A 20,024-nucleotide genomic window follows, 5' to 3' on the forward strand; every position below is an offset into this window, starting at 1 on the left:
TGAAATAATTCATTACTTCTTTTTGGTGTTTTTTAACTCGTTTTTTTAACAACTGTCTTAACGACAAGAACTATATTACCAAGCCCTACGCCTACCGTCAAGTCTTTTTCTTCTCTTTTACGTATTTTTTTTTAACGAGTGAAAATGAGCAATTATTCCAACCCTTCTAAGGCTTCTTTTACCCATCCTGGTTTTGCATCAGCAATCGACTTATATCCTATTTTATTACCTTTATTAGTCCAGAAACGTTTGCGATGTGTTTTGTTATTAGCGTTAACTGCTTGCGACTGTAATGCTCTTATTGATAAAGATATCTTCTTACTATATTCATCAATGTCTAAAACTTTAACCGTTACTTCTTCACCTACATTCAATATGTCTTTTACTGAAGTTACATAACCATTAGTACATTCTGAAATATGGATTAATCCTTGAGTTTGATCGTCTAGTTTTACAAACGCTCCATATGGCTGTACTCCGGCAACTTTACCTGTAATGATGTCACCTATTCTATATTCCATGTATTTGCCTCCTTTCTATTATTCTTTGGATGCTTTATCCTATACTTATATTATGCACTATAAATCGAAAAATATTAAACAAAAAGTTAGGAAGTTATTATGACTACTATTTACGACATTGCAATTATCGGAGGGGGACCGGCAGGTCTATTTGCTGGATACTACGCTAAGCTTCGCAACTTAAACACATGTATTATAGAAAGTTTACCAACATTAGGTGGCCAACCCAATACATTATATGCACAGAAGAAAATCTATGATGTTGCTGGTTTGATTGGTGTTTCTGGAGAAGATTTATCTAGCAAATTAATTGAACAATTGAACATGTTTGATTGTGATATTTTTACAAAAACTACTATTAATAGTATTAATTCAAATCCCAATTATATATCTCTTGATAGTACTAATGGAGAAATAAAAACAAAAGCAGTCATCATTGCTGTTGGTAATGGTGCATTCAACCCCAGAAAGCTAGCGGTAGAATTTGATTCTAAACTTAACAATCATGTCGACTATTTTGTAAATGATATTAATAAGTATAAAGATAAAGATGTTTTAGTAGCCGGTGGTGGAGATTCTGCTGTCGATTGGGCTTTCGAAATTAATAAGGTTGCTAAATCTACCAGCATTGTTCATCGTCGTGATACTTTCCGTGCATTGGAATCTAGTGTTATTCGTATGAATAATTCTTCAATCAAACAAGTAACTCCATACTTAATAGAAGATTTGCAATCTATTGATAATAAATTAAAAGTTATTCTAAGTAAGGCTCGCGATAAAAATACAAAAGAAGAATTAGTGGTTGATAATTTACTTGTAAACTACGGTTATACTTCAGATTCGAAATTACTACGTAGCTGGGGCTTAGATTTAACGGGACCTTACATTAAGGTGAATCAAAAAATGGAAACAAACCTTAATAATATATACGCAATTGGTGACGTTGCCGAATACGATGGTAAATTAAAATTAATTGCAAACGCATTTTCTGAAGGTACTATTGCAATCGCCCAAGCTCAATCAAAAATCTATCCTGACAAAAGTTACTTCGAACATAGCACCAATCTATTCGATAATAAATAAAAATTTATTAATTTAATCTAAAATATCTTTGTCATCTGAGAATATATCCGTATAATCGTTACTAATATATTAAAAAAATAGAGGTAGAAAACTTGCAATTAATTGATTTTATTCTTCACGTAGATGAACACCTAGCATCAATGGTCGGAGATTTTGGGGTTTGGACTTACGTTATCCTATTCGCAATTGTCTTCGTTGAGACAGGTTTAGTTATATTCCCGTTTCTTCCAGGTGATTCTTTAATCTTTGCTGCTGCTGCTTTAGCGGCAAATGAACACGCTAAATTGAATGTCTGGCTATTGTTATTGACTTTCTTTACAGCAGCCGTAATTGGAGACTCTGTAAACTATGAAATTGGTGAACACTTGAGTGAATATGCAACTAAGCAATCCTTCTTGAAAAAGTTCATTAATCAAGAACATTTAGACGCTGCCCATAAGTTCTTTGAAAAACACGGTGGTAAAACAATCGCTATTGGTCGTTTCATCCCATTCATTCGTACTTTTGTTCCTTTCGTTGCTGGAAGTGGTTCAATGCATTATCGTCGTTTCCTTATATATAATGTCTTTGGTGCAACACTTTGGGTAGGAATCTTCACAGTGTGTGGATATTGGTTCGGTAATATCCCAACTGTGCAAGAACATTTCTCTTTAATCGTAATCGGTATTATCATAGTTTCAGTACTTCCTGCTGCTATTGCTGCTTTAAACAGCCGTAAAAAAAAGAGCTAAATCAATCATGATTTAGCTCTTTTTTATTTAGATATCCAATAAAAATCAATATTTCAAAGACTATTAAAAACATAATAATTAGCTGTTCAAAGAAAAAATCCGGCAATACATTAATAATTGGATCAGTTACTGGATTGAATAACCAATTGTTGTTATTAAAAAGAATCTGATGGAAAATTACAAAAAAATCATTAAAATCCATCGAAACTATTAATCCTATTATTATTGGAATAGAACTTATTATCATAGCATCATTTTTATAAAACTGTAGTTTTATTCTATAAATCAGTTTTAACGCAAAACTTACCATTAATAGACTGATGTCTAGTAGAACTAATAATTTCACATCAGCAAAATGCTGCAGTCCCGATGGTGATGCAGCAAAATACGTTAGTCGTAAACTTCCACTAAATGGATTAATTAAGTAACTTATTAAATTTAAATACTCATGTCCCAAGCTAGACTTAGAAAAACCTACATTAAATTGATCAAACATTAAATTCAAATTAATCTGATAAACAAAAATACTAATGATTAGTACAGCAAAAACAGCCGCCGTTAAACTGAAAAGCACATTAACAAAATTGTTTCTAACTCTAATCCAATCCGTCATTAGAATTCCCATTCAGATAAGTCATCAATTTCAAAAGTTGGTTTATGCGTTTGATTAAGTATATCTTCTTTTGTAGATACACCTGTATAAACTAAGAGTGAGTCTACTCCGTTATCTAATCCACAACGGATATCAGTATTGTAATTATCACCCACCATGATTGTTTCAGATTTATTTAACCCAAATTTTGATATCGCAAAGTCTAAAATTGGTTGATCTGGTTTCCCAATATACATTGCTTTTTGTTGAGTAGAAGTTTCTACTAATGAAATAACAGACCCAGCACCAGGAACCATACCTCGTTCATTAGGTAAATTAGTATCAGCATTAGTTCCAATAAACTTAGCCCCTCTTTTAATTGCCAGAGTTGCCAGTTCAAATTTATGATACGTTACATCTGTATCAAGTCCCACAATGACAAAATCAGGATCGAATTCATTCAGTTGAATTCCTGTAGCAAAAACAGCTTTTTTAAGACCGACTTCACCGATAACATAAGCTGATTTTTGTGATAAATCATCACTTTGTTGTCTTAAATAAAAAGCAGTCGCCAATGAAGGAGTAATAATTTGGTCCACCGAAGCCGGTATATCGTGATTATTAGTTAAGTTATCAGCCACTTGTTGTGGAGTTTTAGTTGTATTGTTAGTTAAAAAGAAGTAGTTAACTTCTGAATCGTCAATAGCACGCTTTATAAAATCGTGTGCCTCAGTTATTTTCTCAGTTCCTCTATACATTGTTCCATCTAAATCAATCAAATAATTCTTATATTTCTTCGTTGCCAAAATAAAATCCTACTTTTCTTCATTAATCTTGCGAATATTAAACTTACGTTTTTGATTACTTTTTGGTTTTGCTTCTGTTTTTTCAGAAGCGGGCTTATTATTTTTAGCCGGACGTTTCTTATTGTTATTTTTCTTGGTAGTGTTTTTTTGATTGTTCTCATTTTTAACACTATTCTTGTTGTTTTGTTTAGGAGTATTTTTTTGTTTTGGTTGTCCTTTTTTATTACTATTATTTACTTTTTTAAGTTTAGACTTAGGCATTTTCTTTAGATTCTCAAGAACAAAGTATGCACAGCCAAAGTTACAGTACTCTAATAAGTAATCCTCAACATTCTCAATTCGTTGATCCATCTTTGCTTGCGAATAATTTTTATTGAAAAAACCTTTCAAGCGAAGTTGATCATAACCCCAGTCTCCAACTATATAGTCATATTTTTTCAGAACATCACTATATCTTTCAGCTAGCTTCTCACGATCAAATCCATCACGATAGTTCTCGATCAATTTATACGGATGTTTACTAATTCGAATATTTTCTTCATCAAGTTGAACAACATCAACTTGAACTCGTGGTTCTTTCACTTCTTCATCTATTTTTATATTTTTTTTCATATACTATAAAACCCTACCTAAATACTTTTCTCTTCTATACTATCAATTAACTGAATCTAAGCCAATTTGTGTAATTAAAAAAACTAATTTTGAATTTATTCATCAATTTTTATATTATTAGCTTTAAGTGTATCAGTAATTACTTGTTGAACCTTTGGATCAGAATGATCAAACACTGTCCATTCTGTCATATCTAAACTAGGCATTTCATAGTTATTGTTGATATAGTCTTCATAAAAAGACACCGCAGTTGAATGTGGAATATTCATTTTTAAGATTCTAACTTCTTTGATTAATTTTTTTTCGGCAGCTAATTCCGCACGCCCATTTAAAAAAATATTACCTATTTCATAATATTTAGTTCCATCGTTTAATGTTATTTGTTCAATCAAATTAAGTTCTTGCTTCTCTGCGTTCAAAATAGACACTCCTTATATGTATATTTTTTATTTTACCAGTATTCTTCTATCGAAAGGCACAATATGTTTAAAAAAATTCTCTTTATGACATTTATTAGTTTTATATTCTTAACAAGTAGTGGTTTCACTGTAATTGGGCATCGTGGTGATCCTATTAAAGCTCCGGAAGAAACTTTTCAAAGTTTTGATGTAGCATTTGCTGAAGGTGCAGAATACGTTGAGTTAGATGTTCATCTTTCTAAAGATAATGTATTAGTAGTATCACACGATAGCGATTTAAGTCGCGTTACTGGTCAATCATTAGTTATATCAGAAAATGATTTCTCTGCATTATCAAGTTTAAAGGTAGCTAATGGTGAAAATATCCATAGTTTAGACCAAGTATTTGAACACTATCAAAATAATCCTCAAACTAAATTTTTAATTGAAACAAAAAGAGATAAAAATGATAAGTCAAAGACTATGGAGGAACAACTAGCAAAGGTTATCTCTAAATACCATATGGAAGATCGCGTTATATTTCATAGTTTCTCAACTAGAAGTATTAGTAATCTAAAAGAGCTATTCCCGGACATCCCCAGAATTTTCATTTCAGGTTCTCTTAAACGTATTAATTTTTCTGTCTTAGAAAATAGTACTGCCGTTAACGTTTCTTCAAAGATAATAACTCCACAACTTGTAAGTCAATTACATGATTTAGGTCAAAAAGTTTATGTATGGGATGAAATGAATGAAGATCCAAAAAAATGGAATTGGCTTATAAATATTCCTATTGATGGTGTTGTTACTAATTATCCCGAAACGGCTGTTAAGTATAATGACTTAAAGTCTGAAGCTTCTAGCAAGTCTGTTAATAAAACAATGACTTATTTAAATAATGAACCTACACCCATTTATGAAAATCCTTATACAAAAAACAAGATTAAAGGTTATGTATATAATCTTCAAGAATATAACGTAAATAAGACTATAAAAATCGATAATGAAACTTATTATCAAATAGGAACTAATAAATTTGCCAACAGCGATTCATTTTCAGACAGCAAAGTTGCTGATCGACTAACTCCTTATCTGCATTCATCAATTAGATCCATTCAAAACACTAAGAATATTTTATACACTTCTCCTAAATTAGACTCTATTACAAAAAAGACAATTTCTAATGAATTTTCATATGATGTTGAAGGAATCAAAAAAGATGGCTCTAAAAATTGGATTAAAATAAATCAAGGCTGGCTTTTGGCTGACAATTTATTATTTAGCTTGCACGGTAAAGATGAATTGCAAAAGTATTTTAACCTACCTATTAACTATCGCCTTACAAATATTGATCTCTCATTTATTCCAGTTAAATCTGCAAAAAAAGATAGTTCGTTACCTGATTTCGATTTTAAATCTGTCATATCCCCTAAAGATTCAACCAACCAAATATAAAAATAACTTCTTAAAAAATCGCTTAAAGGCGATTTTTTTTTTACTATCTGCTAATATTATTTTATATATTTATATTGAGGAATATTACTTCAAGCTTTTATTCCTACACTCGGAGGATTTATCTATGGAAATTGATTTCAAAAAAGAAGCCGAAAAACTTGGTGATGATTTAATAAAAGATTTAACCACTTTAATTAATATTGATAGTGTGCGTGATGATGAACACAAAACAACTGACTTTCCGTTAGGACCTGGACCTGCAAAAGCACTTAATCAAGTACTTGCATTTGGTGCCCGCGACGGTTTTATCACTAAAAACGTGGAAAATATGGCTGGTCATATTGAATATGGATCTGGTGATGAAATTCTTGGTATCCTTGGACACGTTGATGTCGTTCCTGCCGGAGAAGGATGGAATACTGATCCATTTAACGCCACAATCAAAGACGGTAAGATATATGGTCGTGGATCTTCTGATGACAAAGGCCCTTCTTTAGCTGCTTATTATGGCTTAAAACTAATCAAAGACTTGAAATTGCCAGTTTCTAAAAAAGTTCGTTTTATATTTGGTACTGATGAAGAAAGTAACTGGGAAGGAATCAACAAGTATTTAGAAGTTGAACAAACTCCCGATTACGGATTCTCACCTGATGCCGAATTCCCATTAATTAATGGTGAAAAAGGAATCGTTACTTTTAAAATAACTTTTAATCAATCTAATGAGCAAAAAGTAATTATTAAATCATTCAAGAGCGGTATTAGAGTTAACATGGTTCCTCAAACTGCTAGTGTAATATTAGATGTTAACAATATTGATGCAAATAAAGTTCGCGAAGAATTTTCAACTTTCGTGTCAAAGAACCAATTGTCTGGTGATATTATTGCTAAAAATGATGATTTAACTCTTGTTCTAAATGGTAAAGGTTCTCATGCTATGGATCCTTCAAAAGGTATTAATGCCGCTACTTATTTAGCCTCATTTATTAATACACTTGAATTAAACGAAAAAGAATCAAACTATTTCTCATTTATTAATAACAAGCTTCACTTAGACTTCATCGGAGAAAAACTAGGCATTAATTTCTCACATGATATTATGGGACCTTTATCTTCTAGTCCTGATATCTATGACTATGATGCAAATAAAGATGCATCAACTATATTAGTTAACGTACGTTATCCAGAAGGCAAATCTGATCAAGACCTAGTTAGTCTTATTCAAAATACTCTTCCATCAATGGCTACTGTTCAAGTTGATGGTCACGCGCAACCACCTCATTTCGTAAGTGCTGATGACAAGTTGGTTAAAACTTTAGTTGAAACTTATCGTGACTATTATGATGATAATTCTGAACCAATTACCATTGGTGGTGGAACTTATGGTCGTATCTTAGATCGTGGTGTTGCTTTTGGGGGAATGTTCCCTGGACGTGAAAACGTCATGCATCAACCAAATGAATATATTATTATCGAAGATTTACTCTTATTGATTGCCATTTATGCTGATGCAATCTATCGTTTAATTAAATAATTAAAAACAATCACTTCTAAATTATTAAGAAGTGATTGTTTTTTTATTAAATAAGTATGTATACAAAGTATTTATTATATAATATTAATATCTATTACCTATTTATAAAGGACGGACTAAGTCTTGAATCGTATTAAAACACTAATAATCAATCTGTATCATAAATTAAAAGCCAAAGCTATTACTGCTTTTAACACTTTTAAAGAAAAAAACATTGAAGAGCCTAGTACTCCACATAAGGGCTTTATTGAAAGTATCAAACAACGTGATCGTCATGATATTATTTTTAATATTAATGTATTTATTACCGCTATACGTGGTGTATTTGGTTACTTAGTTGCAACTTTAATTGTTCTTATTGGTCTTGGTCTTGGAATTGGAATTGGGTATGTCGTTTCTGTTACAAATCAACAAGAAATACCAACTTACGAACAAATGCGTAAGCAATTATATGATAGTGGATCTACTTCACTTTACTTTGATAACGACGTTAAACTCGGCAATGTTCAAAGTAATCTTATTAGAAAGCGTGTCACTTCTGATGAGATGTCTCCTTATCTAAAAGAAGCCATTGTTGCAACTGAAGATTCATACTTCTATAAACATAATGGAGTGGTCCCTAAGTCTATACTTAGAGCTATTTTCTCTGACGTTGGTGGACTAGGCTCAACTAGTGGTGGTTCTACCTTGACTCAACAAACCGTCAAAATGCAACTACTATCTTCTGAAACAACTTGGCGTCGTAAAGCTACAGAAATCCTACTTTCTCTTCGCGTTGATAAATATTTCTCCAAAAAAGTTATCTTAGAATCGTATCTAAATTCAGCTACATTCGGTCATAATAATAAAGGCGAAAACATTGGTGGTGTCGAAATGGCAGCACAAGGATTATTTGGTGTATCTGCTAAAGACTTATCCTTAGCTCAGGCTGCTTATATTGCTGGACTTCCTCAAAGCCCTTCCATTTATACACCATATGATGAAAAAGGAAAATTAAAAAAAGATAGTTATCTTGTTTCTGGAATGAAACGAAAAGATACCGTTTTATTCAGAATGTATCGAACTAATAAAATCACTAAATCTCAATACAATGCTGCTAAAAAAGAAGATTTAAAATCTCAATTCATATCTACAGAAAAAAGAAAAACTAAAGATATTCCTTATGGCTATATCTACAATTTGTTATCAGACAAAGTCCGCACTGCCATAATTAAAGAACAGGCAAAAAAAGATGGTCTTAAGTATAAAGATATTATAAAAAATTCTGATACTTACAGTAGATACTATCAACAAGCCGATACAGAAATGAAACAAAAGAATTATCGCGTTGACAGTACAATCAATAAAGATATGTATGACAATATTCAAGAGGCAACCAAGTATGCAAATGATAATTTAGGTACGAAGCATGTAACTTATACTGCAGATCCAAACACTGGAAAGACCATTAAAGTTAATGAACCAGTGCAAAACGGATCAATTGTTCTTGATAATAAAACAGGCGCTATCCTGGCATTTGTTGGTGGTGTTGATTTTGATGAATCTCAATTAAACCATGCATTTAGTACGAAACGTTCACCTGGTTCATCTATCAAACCATTGTTAGTATATGGACCAGCAATTGAAACTGGTTTGATTGGGTCTAAGAGTATGCTTGCAGATTTCCCTACAAGTTTTGGCAGTTATAAACCAACTGATTATGATAATACTATTCAAAATCGTTTTATTTCTGCCGAAGAATCTTTAAAAAATTCCTATAATATTCCTGTCATACATCTATTTGATACGATGATGGACAAAAAAATCAATGCCAATAGTTATATGAAAAAAATGGGGGTTGGTTTGAACAAAAAAGAAACACAACAATTAGGAACATCTCTTGGTGGTTTGGATACTGGCTTTACAGTCCAACAACAAGCTAGTGCCTTTTCTACTTTTGCAAATAAAGGGAATCATGTTGACTCATATGTGATTAATAAAATTACTGACCCTTCTGGTAAAACCATTTATCAACATCATAAAAAGAAAACAAAAGTATTTTCTAAAGCGACTTCATATATCATGCAAGATATGATGAAAGGTGTTGTACAAAAAGGAACCGCATCTACATTAGGTTATCAACTAGACTTTTCTGATAAGAACTTATTTGGTAAGACCGGTACTTCAAACGACCATCGTGATAGCTGGTTTGTTGGTTCGACTGCGGGTATTACAATTTCTTCTTGGATTGGTTATGATAATTTTTACGGTAATAACTACACTCTGAATTCGAATTCAACAAGTACTAATCTTAACTACTGGGCTAAGATTGCTAATGCTGTTAATGAAACCGATCCATCTATTTTAGATAGTGATGTTAAATTCAAGAAACCAGACTCAGTTAAGTCGTATAAGGTAAACAAATCTACAGGTACAAAAGCTGGCACTATAAATTATTCTGGATCTTATGATTCAAAAGTTTCAAGTAATACAACTAGTCTTTATAACAAAAAAGGACCTAAGAAACTTACTAAAAATAACTTTGCTATTGGCGGTACTAAGAAAAACTATAATCTATTCTGGGATCATTACTTTGGTCGCTATAATAGCTATGGCAATGTTACAGGTGATGAAACAGAAGATGATGATAATTACTCATCTAATAGTTATCGTTCATATCAAGCGCCAAGTAATTCTACAAGCACATCAAACAGTGTAACTACAAATAATAACACCAATAATAACAACAACACCAATGGTAACAATATCGCTGACGATACAGAAACTGGCTCAGGGACCGGTTCAGGTTCCGGTGGTACTCCTGGCGGCGGTGACAACACTGGTGATAATGGAGGCGACACTGGCTCTGGATCTAATGGTGGAAATAACGCAGGTAATGGTAGTGATCCTGGAACAGGTACCGGAAATGGTGGTACTCCTAGCACTCCTAATACTTAAGCCAAATAAAAAAGACGCAAATTGCGTCTTTTTTATTTGGCTTTTTATTTTGTTGTCTCTCTTCTTACAATGCTGTAAGGAAGTGTTACTCGATTATCATCGATCATTTCTTGATTCATTAGCTTAGTCAATAATCTCATTGATACAGCTCCAATATCATATAGCGGTTGAGAAATTGAACTCATCTTTGGTCGAGTTACCTGACATAACATGGTGTTATTACTTGTAATTAACTCAAAGTCTTCAGGAATCTTAACTCCTGAATCTTGCGCAGCATTTAAAATACCAACAGCTAATACATCATCGTTAACAACAGCCGCAGTAGCTCCTGTCGCTGAGATTGTATCCCAAATAGCTGCTCCAGCAGTCAATGTATATTCAGCTTCAAAAACTAAACTTGAAGAATAGCTTATTCCAGCTTTTTCTAAAGCTTGTTTATAACCTTCTAGCTTGAACATTCCATCCATTGGCGTTTGTAAATCACCACCAACAAACGCGATCTGTTCATGTCCATTTTGAATAAGACGAGTTGTAACTTCCTTCATTGAATCAGTATAGTCAATATTAACACTTGCAATTTCATTGCTATCATCCAAAATACCAGCAAATGCAACTGGTGTTTTAGAATTAATCAATAATCTCTTAAGCTTCTTATCAATAGAATGTCCCATATATATTAATCCATCAACTTGTTTTGATAACAGATTATCAATGACTTGTTCTTCATCAGTTGCTGGATCAATTGTTGAACTGATAATGTGATATTTATACATTGCCGCCACGTCATTAATACCTTTAGCAAGTGATGCAAAGTATAGATTTGTCATATCAGGAATAATTAAACCGATAGTTGTACTCTTCTTACTTGCTAGTCCACGAGCTACGGCATTAGGACGGTAGTTCAATCGATCTATAACTTCCATAACTTTTTTACGTGTATCTTCTTTTACATTTGGGTTACCATTAACAACACGAGAAACAGTTGCCATGGAAACTTTTGCTTCATTAGCAACATCGTATATAGTAATTACTTGTTTTTCCATATTTATCCTCATTTATAATTTTTTATAAAAATCGCTTACAATTTAATTTAACAAAGCTAAAACGCTTTTACAAGACTTATAGACTAAGTTTTCATTCCGTTTTCAGTTTTTCTTTCATTTTTTTTGAATTTGAAGGTGATATACTATTAAAAAAGGAGATTGCATATGAATAAAATTGAACGTATACAACAATGGTTACAAGACAATAATTATGATATTGCTTACCTCAACGATCCAATAAGTGTTAATTATTTCACTGGATATCAAACTGACCCTATCGAAAGAGTTCTGGGACTCTTTGTATTTCCAAATGCCGATCCATTCTTATTTGTCCCTCAATTAGAAGTTGAAGCTTCAAAAAAAGCAGGATGGAATAAAGAGGTCTATGGTTACTTAGATCATGAAGATCCTTTTAAGATTATTTCTAAGCACATCATGGAAAGACTTGATCTTGCTCCTAAAAACTGGGCAATTGAAAAATTCAGTTTACCAGTTTCACGAATGGAATCTATCTTAGTACATTTCCCCGACTCACAATTCGTTGGTGATGTTTCTAAATACATGGAAAAAACTAAACTTATTAAAACTCCTGAAGAAATTGCTTTACTTCAAGCAGCTGGTAAAGAAGCTGACTATGCTTTTTCACTTGGTTTTCAAGCTATTAAAGAAGGAAAAACCGAACAGGAAGTTGTAGCCGAAATTGAGTATGGTCTTATGAAAAAAGGAGTTATGCATACTTCATTTGATACTATTGTTCAAGGTGGTGCCAATGCAGCAAATCCTCACGGAGGACCAGAAAAAACACCTCTTAAACGTGATGAACTTATTCTTTTTGACTTAGGGACAGTTCATCAAGGTTATATGAGTGATGCCAGTCGAACTGTAGCCTTTGGTAAACCTTCTGCTAAGTCACTTGAAATTTACAAGGTTTGTCTAGAAGCCCAATTAACTGCACAAGCTGCCGTGAAACCTGGCATTACAGCTGCAGAAATCGATAAAATCGCTCGTGATATCATTAAAAAAGCTGGTTATGGTGAATACTTCATTCATAGAACTGGTCATGGTATTGGAACATCAGATCACGAATTCCCATCAATTATGGAAGGAAATGATTTAGTACTTCAACCAGGTATGTGCTTCTCAATTGAGCCTGGTATTTATATCCCAGGTGTTGCTGGTGTTAGAATTGAAGATTGTGTTGCTGTTACTGAAACAAGCAGCTTATCTTTCACTTCTACTTCAAAAGAATTAACGTATATAGATTAAATAAAAAAGCCCTCAATGAGGGCTTTTTTATTTAATCTTCTTCAAGTATTTCTTCATCAATCACAATATTTTCAAAATTGTTTGAAGATGCGAGATGCTTATTAACTTGACTATCAATATTTGTCTTTAAATCAGCTGTTTTTTCATTGAAATTACTAATCATCTGTTCTTTATCAAAATTTTCAACAGATCCTGTAACTTGATCTTTAACTTCGTTAAGCTTTTCGATAATATCTTCTTTTGAAGACATTGGCATAACGTATTTAGTTATCCCATAAGCACTTGCAGTACCTAATACTAAGCCGAAAAGAAATCCACTCTTCTTACTCATTATCATTCACCTTGCTTTTTTTGTGTCCGGGCATAAATGACTTCACTGTTTGAAATGCAGTGGCCGCCTTTATAGCATTCCCCATTATTGCAGAAGTCTTAGATGATTTCTCATTCGAAGTTGCTTGTTCAGCCTTCACTCCAAGATTTTCAACAGTCATGAATAATGGATTTAATGTTTCCATTTTAAAAGACACATCATCAACTAAAACATTAGTTTTTTCGAGCAGTTGATCTGCTTCTTGCGTAACCACTTCCACTGTTTTTACAAGCTCTTTCATAACTTTTGTTGCTTGTATTAAAAGTACAATTAAATATATAACTAATGCCGCAAAGGCTAGTGCTGCAATAAGAGCAGCTATTTGTCCTAAATTCATAAGAATTCCCTCCTACTTAACAGGTAAATATTATCATAAACAAATTAATTTAACCAATCGGGCATGTTTTTTTCTAAATTATCAAGTGCTCTAGCACGATGGCTTAACTGATTTTTATCTTCCATACTCAATTGCGCCATAGTTTTTTCTAATTCAGGAACATAAAATAACGGATCATATCCAAATCCATTATCTCCCTCCGGATGAAGTGCAATAAGTCCTTTTACAGTGCCCTTAACAATCACATCTTTAGTTTCGTCTTCAGGGTGAGCAAGAACTAAGGTACTAACAAACTGTGCTGTACGATCTTCTAGCTTGATACCACCCAATTCCGATAATAGTTTTGCATTATTAGCTGCATCATTATGGTCTTGGGCATAACGAGCCGAAAATATCCCTGGTTGTCCATGTAACGCATCTACTTGTAATCCTGAATCATCAGCTAGAACTGGCACTTTAAGCTCTCTAGCGACCGTATGTGCTTTAATTTTCGCATTTTCTTCAAATGTGCTTCCTGTTTCTGGAATATCATGAAACTCTGGATAATTTTTTAATGTTTCAATTTCAATATTGAACTTATTAAACATATCCGCAAATTCTTGAGCTTTGTTTTGATTATTTGTAGCAATAATAATTTTAGTCACTTAAATTAACCTCCAGTGATTGAGGATTATTAATCCCTAGAATTCTTGTAATTGCTTGATCAAAGCTATTACTGTCTGCAGTAGTATAAAAATCTACACTTTGTCGCTGATTACCTAACATATTATTCTCAGTGAGCACTTCAATTAATTTCTCGGCAGTATTATAGCTAGGATCTATGATTTTAACTTTATCGTCAAAAAAACCTGAAATTTCTTCACGAATTATCGGATAATGCGTACATCCTAATACAATCGATTCAATATTCTTATCTTTAAAATATTGCAATTCTCGACTAATAATTGATTCATCAATAATTCCGGATTCAATCATCGGTACTAAAGTAGGTGTAGCCTTATCATAAATAACCATATCCGAATTCAATTTCCAAATTTCTTGTTTGTAGCTTTGTGATTTAATAGTACCCTCAGTCGCAATAATTCCCAATCTTTTTTTTGTATTAGCAACTGCCGCACTGCTTCCTGGCTTAATTACACCTAACAATGGAATTTGAACTTCACGTTGTATCTCTTCCATTGCTTCAGCTGTTGCTGTATTACAAGCAAAAACAATAGCTTTCACATTCTTAGATATCAAAAATTGAACTAACTTACGAGTTAAGTTAGTCACATCTTCTTTTGTTCTTGGTCCATAAGGCATGTTTTCTTGATCACCTATAAAAACGAATTTTTCGTTAGGCATTTGGGATAACGTCTGTTTAAGCACAGTTAAACCACCAATACCTGAATCAAGAACCCCAATTGCTTGATTTTTATTCAACATTATTTACCTCGATTCATCGAGCCTTATTGAGAACATATTTTAACACATAGATTTGATTGTTTTCTTATTTCTAAAACATTTTTAATGATATAATTATCATTAACTACTATAGGGTTGGTAAATTATGAACGAAGATAACTTTAGCTATTATTTATTAAGAAATATTGTACTTCCAAATATTTTAGAAGAAGATACTTCTGAAATTCTATATTGGAGTGGAAAAAAACTATTCACTGATTTTAAAGATCAAATTACTTCTGAAGAAGATTTAATTCACTTTTTTGAAAAAGCTCAATTTGGAAACTTAAACATAAAAAAATCTTCCAAAACTAAGTATGAATTTGTTTTATCCGGTGATTGGATTATTCAACGAATAAAAACAAAGAACAATGAGTTTTCATTAGAAACTGGATTTTTATGCGAATATGTTCAATCTTTGACTAATAGTTATTGTTTATCAAATGAAACTATTAAGTCAAAAGAAGTAATCATCACTATTAATATCGATTATAAATCAGAAGTAAATTAAGAAAGACTGGATAATATATCCAGTCTTTTTATCTATGTTTATTTAAAATTTCAGCTAATTGTTCTTTACTGTGATAACCCACAATTGTTTCAACAATTTCACCGTCTTTTTTCAAAGTCATTGTTGGAATAGCTTTAATTCCTAATCCATTTGGAGTTTCAGGATTTTCATCCACATCCATCTTGTAGAATTTGATATCATCATTGTCTTCAGCTAATGCTTCAACTGCTGGAGATTGCATTCTACATGGTCCACACCAAGTTGCCCAGAAATCAGTAAATACTAATCCTTCACTTGTTAACTTATCGTAGTCTTTATCAATTATTTCTTCTACCATAATCTCACCCCTTTCCTAACAATATTATCAATTTATTTATTAAACACAATTAATTTGCTTACTACTTAAATTCAACAATTGTTGCTCCAGTTCCACCAGCTGAGTCAGGGGCAAACTCAAAATGTTTCACCTGTCTATGTGTTTTGAGATACTCAGTTACACCGTTTCTAATTGCTCCAGTTCCACGTCCATGAACAATTGTAACCTGTCCGTATCCTTGAAGTAATGCTTGATCAAGATATTTTCCCATCTTATCCATTGCCTCATCGTAACGTAAGCCACGCAAATCGACTTGACCAGATACAGCTTTTGTTGTGCGCTTAACAGTCGAGCGAATTTTTTTAGGTTGAGTAACATCTTTAGTTTGAATTTTTTCTAAATCATCTAGTGCTACTTTCATTTTTAAAATTCCTAATTGAACTTCATACTCACCATCTTTACGCTTGTTTAAAACAGTTCCGATTTGTCCATAAGTTAAAACTTTCACTTCATCGCCAACACGGATTTCTTGTTTACTCTTAGCACGTTTTAAAACTTTATTTTTTAATAGTGCAGGATCAGGTCTTAATTTATTCAATCCTGTTTTTGCCGAGATTAATTGATCTTCTTTAACTGTTGAACCATTCAATTGCAACTGACGTAATTCACTAATAATTTTATCAGCTTGTTTAACTGCTTTAGCAATCAATTCATCAGCTTTGCGATTAGCTTTTATTAGCGTATCTTCTTTTAATTTATCAATTCCTAATAATTGCTTATCAAGAGATTCTTGCTTACTATCATTTTCTTTGATTTTTTGAGCTAGTTTTTCATTGCCTTCGACAAATTGTTTTCTTTCGTCTTCTAAAGACTTAATCATATTGTTCAATTCTTGGCTTTGATCACCTATTAACATCTTGGCATCATCAATTATGTTTTTTGACAATCCTAAGCGTTCAGCAATTTCAATCGCATTACTAGATCCAGGAACTCCGATTAAGAACTTATATGTAGGTCTTAGTGTGTCTATATTAAATTCCATACTTGCATTAATTGTTTGTGAATTCTCATAAGCAAATAGCTTTAATTCCGGATAATGTGATGTAGCAACTGTATAAACATGCTTATCAATTAATTGCTCAATGATTGATATTGCTAGTGCTGCACCTTCTTGCGGATCTGTACCTGCACCTAATTCATCAAATAAAACTAACGAACGGTCATTTACGTTATTAAAGATATCAACAATATTTGTAATATGAGATGAGAAGGTACTTAAGTTTTGTTCAATAGATTGTTCATCACCAATATCTGCAAAAATCTCATCAAATACGGCAATTTGGCTATTTTCATTAGCAGGTATAAATAATCCCGCTTGTCCCATCATTTGCAATAAACCTAATGTTTTTAACGTAATTGTCTTACCACCGGTATTAGGTCCTGTAATAACAATAGTTGAATAATCTTCACCCAACTTAATATCATTAGCTACCACATCTTTAATGTTTAATAATGGATGACGAGCTTGTCTTAATTCGATAATACGATCAGCGTTAATATTAGGCTCTGTGGCTTTAATTTCTGCAGCATATTTTGCTTTTGCATTAATTAAATCTAACTTAGAAAGAATCCAATGGTTTTGACGAAGGTCATCAGAATACGGACGAATTAAATCTGATAATTCGCGTAAAATATTTTGGATTTCATTTTTCTCATCTAATTTTTTTTGACTTATATCGTTATTTAATTCAACAACATTAGCCGGTTCGATATATAGCGTTTGTCCGGACGCACTTTGATCATGAATAATTCCACCAAATTTCGCCTTATATTCGGCTTTTACAGGTAGAACAAAACGCTCGTCACGAATAGTTATTAGTGATTCGCTTAAATATTTTGCATTATTACCATGTGTGCTTTTTTCTAATAATTGACGGACTTTATCGTTTAATATCTTAATACTTGCTCGAATATTACCAAGTCTAATAGAAGCACTATCTAAAATAGCGCCTGTATCTGTTATTGAAGTTTTTAACCGATCATTTAATTCCGGAATTATTACCAGTTTATTAAAAATATCTGGCAGCTTACGAAATTCAATTGTTTTTTCTTCTTCAATTAATTGTTCAAAGAATCGTTTCAATTCTTCTACATTTTTTAACTGTAAAGCGATTAAAGATAATTCAGTTCCGCTTAAAACAGCATCCATTTTCAATCGTTTAAGTTGTTCATCAATATTAGACAATTTTCTAATTGGTATTGTCTTATTCAATCGAACTATAGTTGCTCCATCAAAAGTTTCGTCGATTAGTTTTTGTATCTTTTCAATCGAAACTTCTGGTTCAATCTTCATTGCTGAATTATGACCCAGTTCAGTAGCAGTATAGTTAGCTATTTTTTCTTTTATTTTTTTAAATTCAAGTATTTCTATTACTTTTTCGTTCATCTTTTTTCCTTTAATAAAAAAGTCAGCCTAATGGCTGACCTTATACAATATTAATCCACATTGCTGTAAATAAGTTAGTCAAAAGTGGTGTATATCTAACAATCAAAGTGGTCATAAATGAGTGAGATAAACTATCCTGAAGTGCAGGTACCGGTACCATAGCCATTAAATAAAGAATCATAAACAGCCCAACATAGTTAGTAAAAAAAGCTAATAATCCTCCGCCAATTTTACTCATTTTCTCATCCATTGGATAGTACGTTAATTTCTTCATATACAATCCACCAAAACGGACAATTATCCATCCTATAAAGCAGATAAATACAAATGCAAATGCATAATAAAATGCCTTATCAAAAGATAATCCCAATTCAGTGCTAAAGAATGCAAACTTGCTATCTAACGAAGCAGATGGATATGGAACTATCAATTCAAATTGTGGCTCTAATACACGATATAATAATGCGGCTAAAGCGAAAAATATTAAATAGCCAGCAGAATAAAAAATCTGCATTGCTAAACCACGCCTAACTCCAATATATACACCATAACTTAAAATCAAAATAATGATAAAACTTAACATATTGTCTCCTCTGACATTAAATAAATGAAAAAAGCAGGAACATCCCTGCTATTCATCAATGTCGTCAATAGCGTCTACTACACCATCAATCATTGCTAATTCTTCTTCTGTTTCAACTGGAGTTAAATTACCATCATCTTCATTTTCAGCTTCGAATGAATATGGATAGTATCCAACAACACCATCTTCATTAGCTTCCATATCTTCTAAGATAATGTACTCTTTGTTGAATTCTTCCGATTTTGGAATAATTGTCAAAATTTTTAATGTTTGTACTGTACCATCATCATTTGTAACTTCTACAAAACGATCTTCTTCAGCCATACTTTTCACCTACTTAGTTAGTTTTCCCTTAGCATCCAAATAATTCTGAAGAATCATTACTGCCGCTAATTTGTCGATAACTTTTTTTCTTTTTTTGCGTGAAATATTAGCTTCATCAACTAACATTCTTTCAGCTTGAACAGTTGTCAATCTTTCATCAATAAAATCAACAGGTAAGCCGAAATTGTCTTCAATCATTTTTCCATATGCTTGAGATTTTTCCGCTCTTTCACCTAATGAATTATTCATGTTTTTAGGAAGTCCCAGCACAATTCCGGTAACTTCATATTGATCTATTAATTCTTTTAGTCTATCAAGACCAAATAACTCTTTATTCTCGTTGATTGGAATTATTTCCACACCTTGAGCTGTCCAACCTAATAAATCACTTACAGATACTCCAACAGTCTTTGAGCCTACATCTAATCCTAGTAGCCGCATTACTTGTTGTCCTTATCTAAGTAATTCTTAACTAGTTCTTCAATAATTTCATCTCGTTCGTGTTTCAAAATCATATTGCGAGCATCATCATTACGTGGTATGTAAGCTGGGTCACCCGAAATAAGATACCCTACAATTTGATTAATTGGGTTGTAACCCTTATCTTGGAGAGCCTTATACACGTTTTCTAGTGTTGTATGAACATCATTACCGTTCTTATCGTTAAAATTAAAACTCATTGTTTTGTCTAATGAACTCAACTGACACACCTCCTAGTA

The 20,024-nt window shown here is 32.4% G+C and carries 23 protein-coding genes; 7 read left to right on the top strand and 16 right to left on the bottom strand.

Going from position 1 to position 20,024, the window contains the following annotated elements:
- Window positions 1–152: 152 nt before the first annotated feature.
- Entirely contained in the window at window positions 153–521 is a 369-nt protein-coding gene (locus RD055328_RS00005; RefSeq protein ID WP_244086783.1) for a CvfD/Ygs/GSP13 family RNA-binding post-transcriptional regulator, read from the bottom strand.
- A gap of 99 nt (window positions 522–620) precedes the next feature.
- Between RD055328_RS00005 and RD055328_RS00010 the strand changes: the two genes are divergently transcribed.
- Both RD055328_RS00010 and RD055328_RS00015 read left to right on the top strand, forming a co-directional pair.
- Window positions 621–1,604: an NAD(P)/FAD-dependent oxidoreductase gene (locus RD055328_RS00010; protein ID WP_244086784.1), complete on the top strand. Its 984-nt coding sequence runs from the start codon at window positions 621–623 to the stop codon at window positions 1,602–1,604.
- Window positions 1,605–1,696: 92 nt separating this feature from the next.
- Window positions 1,697–2,335: a DedA family protein gene (locus tag RD055328_RS00015; protein WP_244086785.1), complete on the top strand. Its 639-nt coding sequence runs from the start codon at window positions 1,697–1,699 to the stop codon at window positions 2,333–2,335.
- A 1-nt stretch (window position 2,336) separates the two neighbouring features.
- Here RD055328_RS00015 and RD055328_RS00020 read toward each other — a convergent pair whose 3' ends face one another.
- From RD055328_RS00020 to RD055328_RS00035, 4 genes are all read right to left on the bottom strand, one after another.
- On the bottom strand, window positions 2,337–2,948 hold the full coding sequence (locus RD055328_RS00020; protein WP_244086786.1) for a TIGR01906 family membrane protein: 612 nt from the start codon (window positions 2,946–2,948) through the stop codon (window positions 2,337–2,339).
- Entirely contained in the window at window positions 2,948–3,733 is a 786-nt protein-coding gene (locus RD055328_RS00025; protein WP_279593855.1) for a TIGR01457 family HAD-type hydrolase, read from the bottom strand. Before RD055328_RS00025 ends, RD055328_RS00020 begins: the two co-directional genes overlap by 1 nt.
- A gap of 9 nt (window positions 3,734–3,742) precedes the next feature.
- Entirely contained in the window at window positions 3,743–4,345 is a 603-nt protein-coding gene (locus tag RD055328_RS00030; RefSeq protein WP_244086787.1) for a YutD family protein, read from the bottom strand.
- 95 nt (window positions 4,346–4,440) lie between these two features.
- The gene (locus tag RD055328_RS00035; protein ID WP_244086788.1) at window positions 4,441–4,764 is read right to left on the bottom strand and encodes a hypothetical protein; all 324 of its coding nucleotides are present in this window, start codon (window positions 4,762–4,764) and stop codon (window positions 4,441–4,443) included.
- Window positions 4,765–4,827: 63 nt separating this feature from the next.
- On the opposite strand from RD055328_RS00035, the gene RD055328_RS00040 reads away from it, so the two are divergent.
- From RD055328_RS00040 to RD055328_RS00050, 3 genes are all read left to right on the top strand, one after another.
- Window positions 4,828–6,198: a glycerophosphodiester phosphodiesterase gene (locus RD055328_RS00040; RefSeq protein WP_244086789.1), complete on the top strand. Its 1,371-nt coding sequence runs from the start codon at window positions 4,828–4,830 to the stop codon at window positions 6,196–6,198.
- A gap of 124 nt (window positions 6,199–6,322) precedes the next feature.
- Window positions 6,323–7,729: a dipeptidase PepV gene (gene pepV / locus RD055328_RS00045; protein WP_244086790.1), complete on the top strand. Its 1,407-nt coding sequence runs from the start codon at window positions 6,323–6,325 to the stop codon at window positions 7,727–7,729.
- A gap of 123 nt (window positions 7,730–7,852) precedes the next feature.
- On the top strand, window positions 7,853–10,666 hold the full coding sequence (locus tag RD055328_RS00050; RefSeq protein WP_244086791.1) for a transglycosylase domain-containing protein: 2,814 nt from the start codon (window positions 7,853–7,855) through the stop codon (window positions 10,664–10,666).
- A gap of 44 nt (window positions 10,667–10,710) precedes the next feature.
- Here RD055328_RS00050 and ccpA read toward each other — a convergent pair whose 3' ends face one another.
- A complete protein-coding gene (gene ccpA, locus RD055328_RS00055) occupies window positions 10,711–11,709 on the bottom strand; it encodes a catabolite control protein A (RefSeq protein WP_244086792.1) in 999 nt (332 codons plus the stop codon).
- Window positions 11,710–11,874: 165 nt separating this feature from the next.
- Here ccpA and RD055328_RS00060 point away from each other — a divergent pair, with 165 nt between their 5' ends.
- Complete coding sequence (locus RD055328_RS00060) at window positions 11,875–12,975, top strand: Xaa-Pro peptidase family protein (RefSeq protein ID WP_244086793.1); 1,101 nt, start codon at window positions 11,875–11,877, stop codon at window positions 12,973–12,975.
- Between the two features lie 31 nt (window positions 12,976–13,006).
- Here RD055328_RS00060 and RD055328_RS00065 read toward each other — a convergent pair whose 3' ends face one another.
- Genes RD055328_RS00065 through murI form a run of 4 tightly spaced genes read right to left on the bottom strand, consistent with a single transcriptional unit; the run spans window position 13,007 to window position 15,107 of the window.
- A complete protein-coding gene (locus RD055328_RS00065; protein ID WP_244086794.1) occupies window positions 13,007–13,306 on the bottom strand; it encodes a hypothetical protein in 300 nt (99 codons plus the stop codon).
- The gene (locus tag RD055328_RS00070) at window positions 13,299–13,682 is read right to left on the bottom strand and encodes a DUF948 domain-containing protein (RefSeq protein WP_244086795.1); all 384 of its coding nucleotides are present in this window, start codon (window positions 13,680–13,682) and stop codon (window positions 13,299–13,301) included. The genes RD055328_RS00065 and RD055328_RS00070 overlap by 8 nt, the downstream gene beginning before the upstream one ends.
- Window positions 13,683–13,726: 44 nt before the next feature.
- Window positions 13,727–14,326, bottom strand: coding sequence for an XTP/dITP diphosphatase (locus tag RD055328_RS00075; protein ID WP_244086796.1), 600 nt, complete (start codon window positions 14,324–14,326; stop codon window positions 13,727–13,729).
- Window positions 14,319–15,107, bottom strand: a complete 789-nt coding sequence (gene murI / locus RD055328_RS00080; protein WP_244086797.1) for a glutamate racemase — start codon at window positions 15,105–15,107, stop codon at window positions 14,319–14,321. Before murI ends, RD055328_RS00075 begins: the two co-directional genes overlap by 8 nt.
- A gap of 124 nt (window positions 15,108–15,231) precedes the next feature.
- Between murI and RD055328_RS00085 the strand changes: the two genes are divergently transcribed.
- Window positions 15,232–15,636 carry a DUF2507 domain-containing protein gene (locus RD055328_RS00085; RefSeq protein WP_244086798.1) on the top strand — a complete coding sequence of 135 codons (405 nt, stop codon included), beginning with the start codon at window positions 15,232–15,234 and terminating at the stop codon, window positions 15,634–15,636.
- Window positions 15,637–15,664: 28 nt separating this feature from the next.
- Here RD055328_RS00085 and trxA read toward each other — a convergent pair whose 3' ends face one another.
- The 6 genes from trxA to RD055328_RS00115 all read right to left on the bottom strand — a co-directional run bounded on the left by trxA (window position 15,665) and on the right by RD055328_RS00115 (window position 20,006).
- Complete coding sequence (trxA, locus tag RD055328_RS00090; protein ID WP_244086799.1) at window positions 15,665–15,973, bottom strand: thioredoxin; 309 nt, start codon at window positions 15,971–15,973, stop codon at window positions 15,665–15,667.
- Window positions 15,974–16,034: 61 nt separating this feature from the next.
- Entirely contained in the window at window positions 16,035–18,398 is a 2,364-nt protein-coding gene (locus tag RD055328_RS00095; protein WP_244086800.1) for an endonuclease MutS2, read from the bottom strand.
- A 40-nt stretch (window positions 18,399–18,438) separates the two neighbouring features.
- On the bottom strand, window positions 18,439–18,981 hold the full coding sequence (locus tag RD055328_RS00100) for a CvpA family protein (protein ID WP_244086801.1): 543 nt from the start codon (window positions 18,979–18,981) through the stop codon (window positions 18,439–18,441).
- Window positions 18,982–19,029: 48 nt separating this feature from the next.
- A complete protein-coding gene (locus tag RD055328_RS00105; protein WP_244086802.1) occupies window positions 19,030–19,305 on the bottom strand; it encodes a DUF1292 domain-containing protein in 276 nt (91 codons plus the stop codon).
- Between the two features lie 9 nt (window positions 19,306–19,314).
- A complete protein-coding gene (gene ruvX, locus RD055328_RS00110) occupies window positions 19,315–19,746 on the bottom strand; it encodes a Holliday junction resolvase RuvX (RefSeq protein WP_244086803.1) in 432 nt (143 codons plus the stop codon).
- Window positions 19,746–20,006 carry an IreB family regulatory phosphoprotein gene (locus RD055328_RS00115; protein WP_244086804.1) on the bottom strand — a complete coding sequence of 87 codons (261 nt, stop codon included), beginning with the start codon at window positions 20,004–20,006 and terminating at the stop codon, window positions 19,746–19,748. Before RD055328_RS00115 ends, ruvX begins: the two co-directional genes overlap by 1 nt.
- Between the last annotated feature and the right edge of the window lie 18 nt (window positions 20,007–20,024).

Origin of the sequence: Companilactobacillus sp. RD055328, from assembly GCF_022835675.1 — a bacterium.
Taxonomy (GTDB): Bacteria; Bacillota; Bacilli; order Lactobacillales; family Lactobacillaceae; genus BQUT01.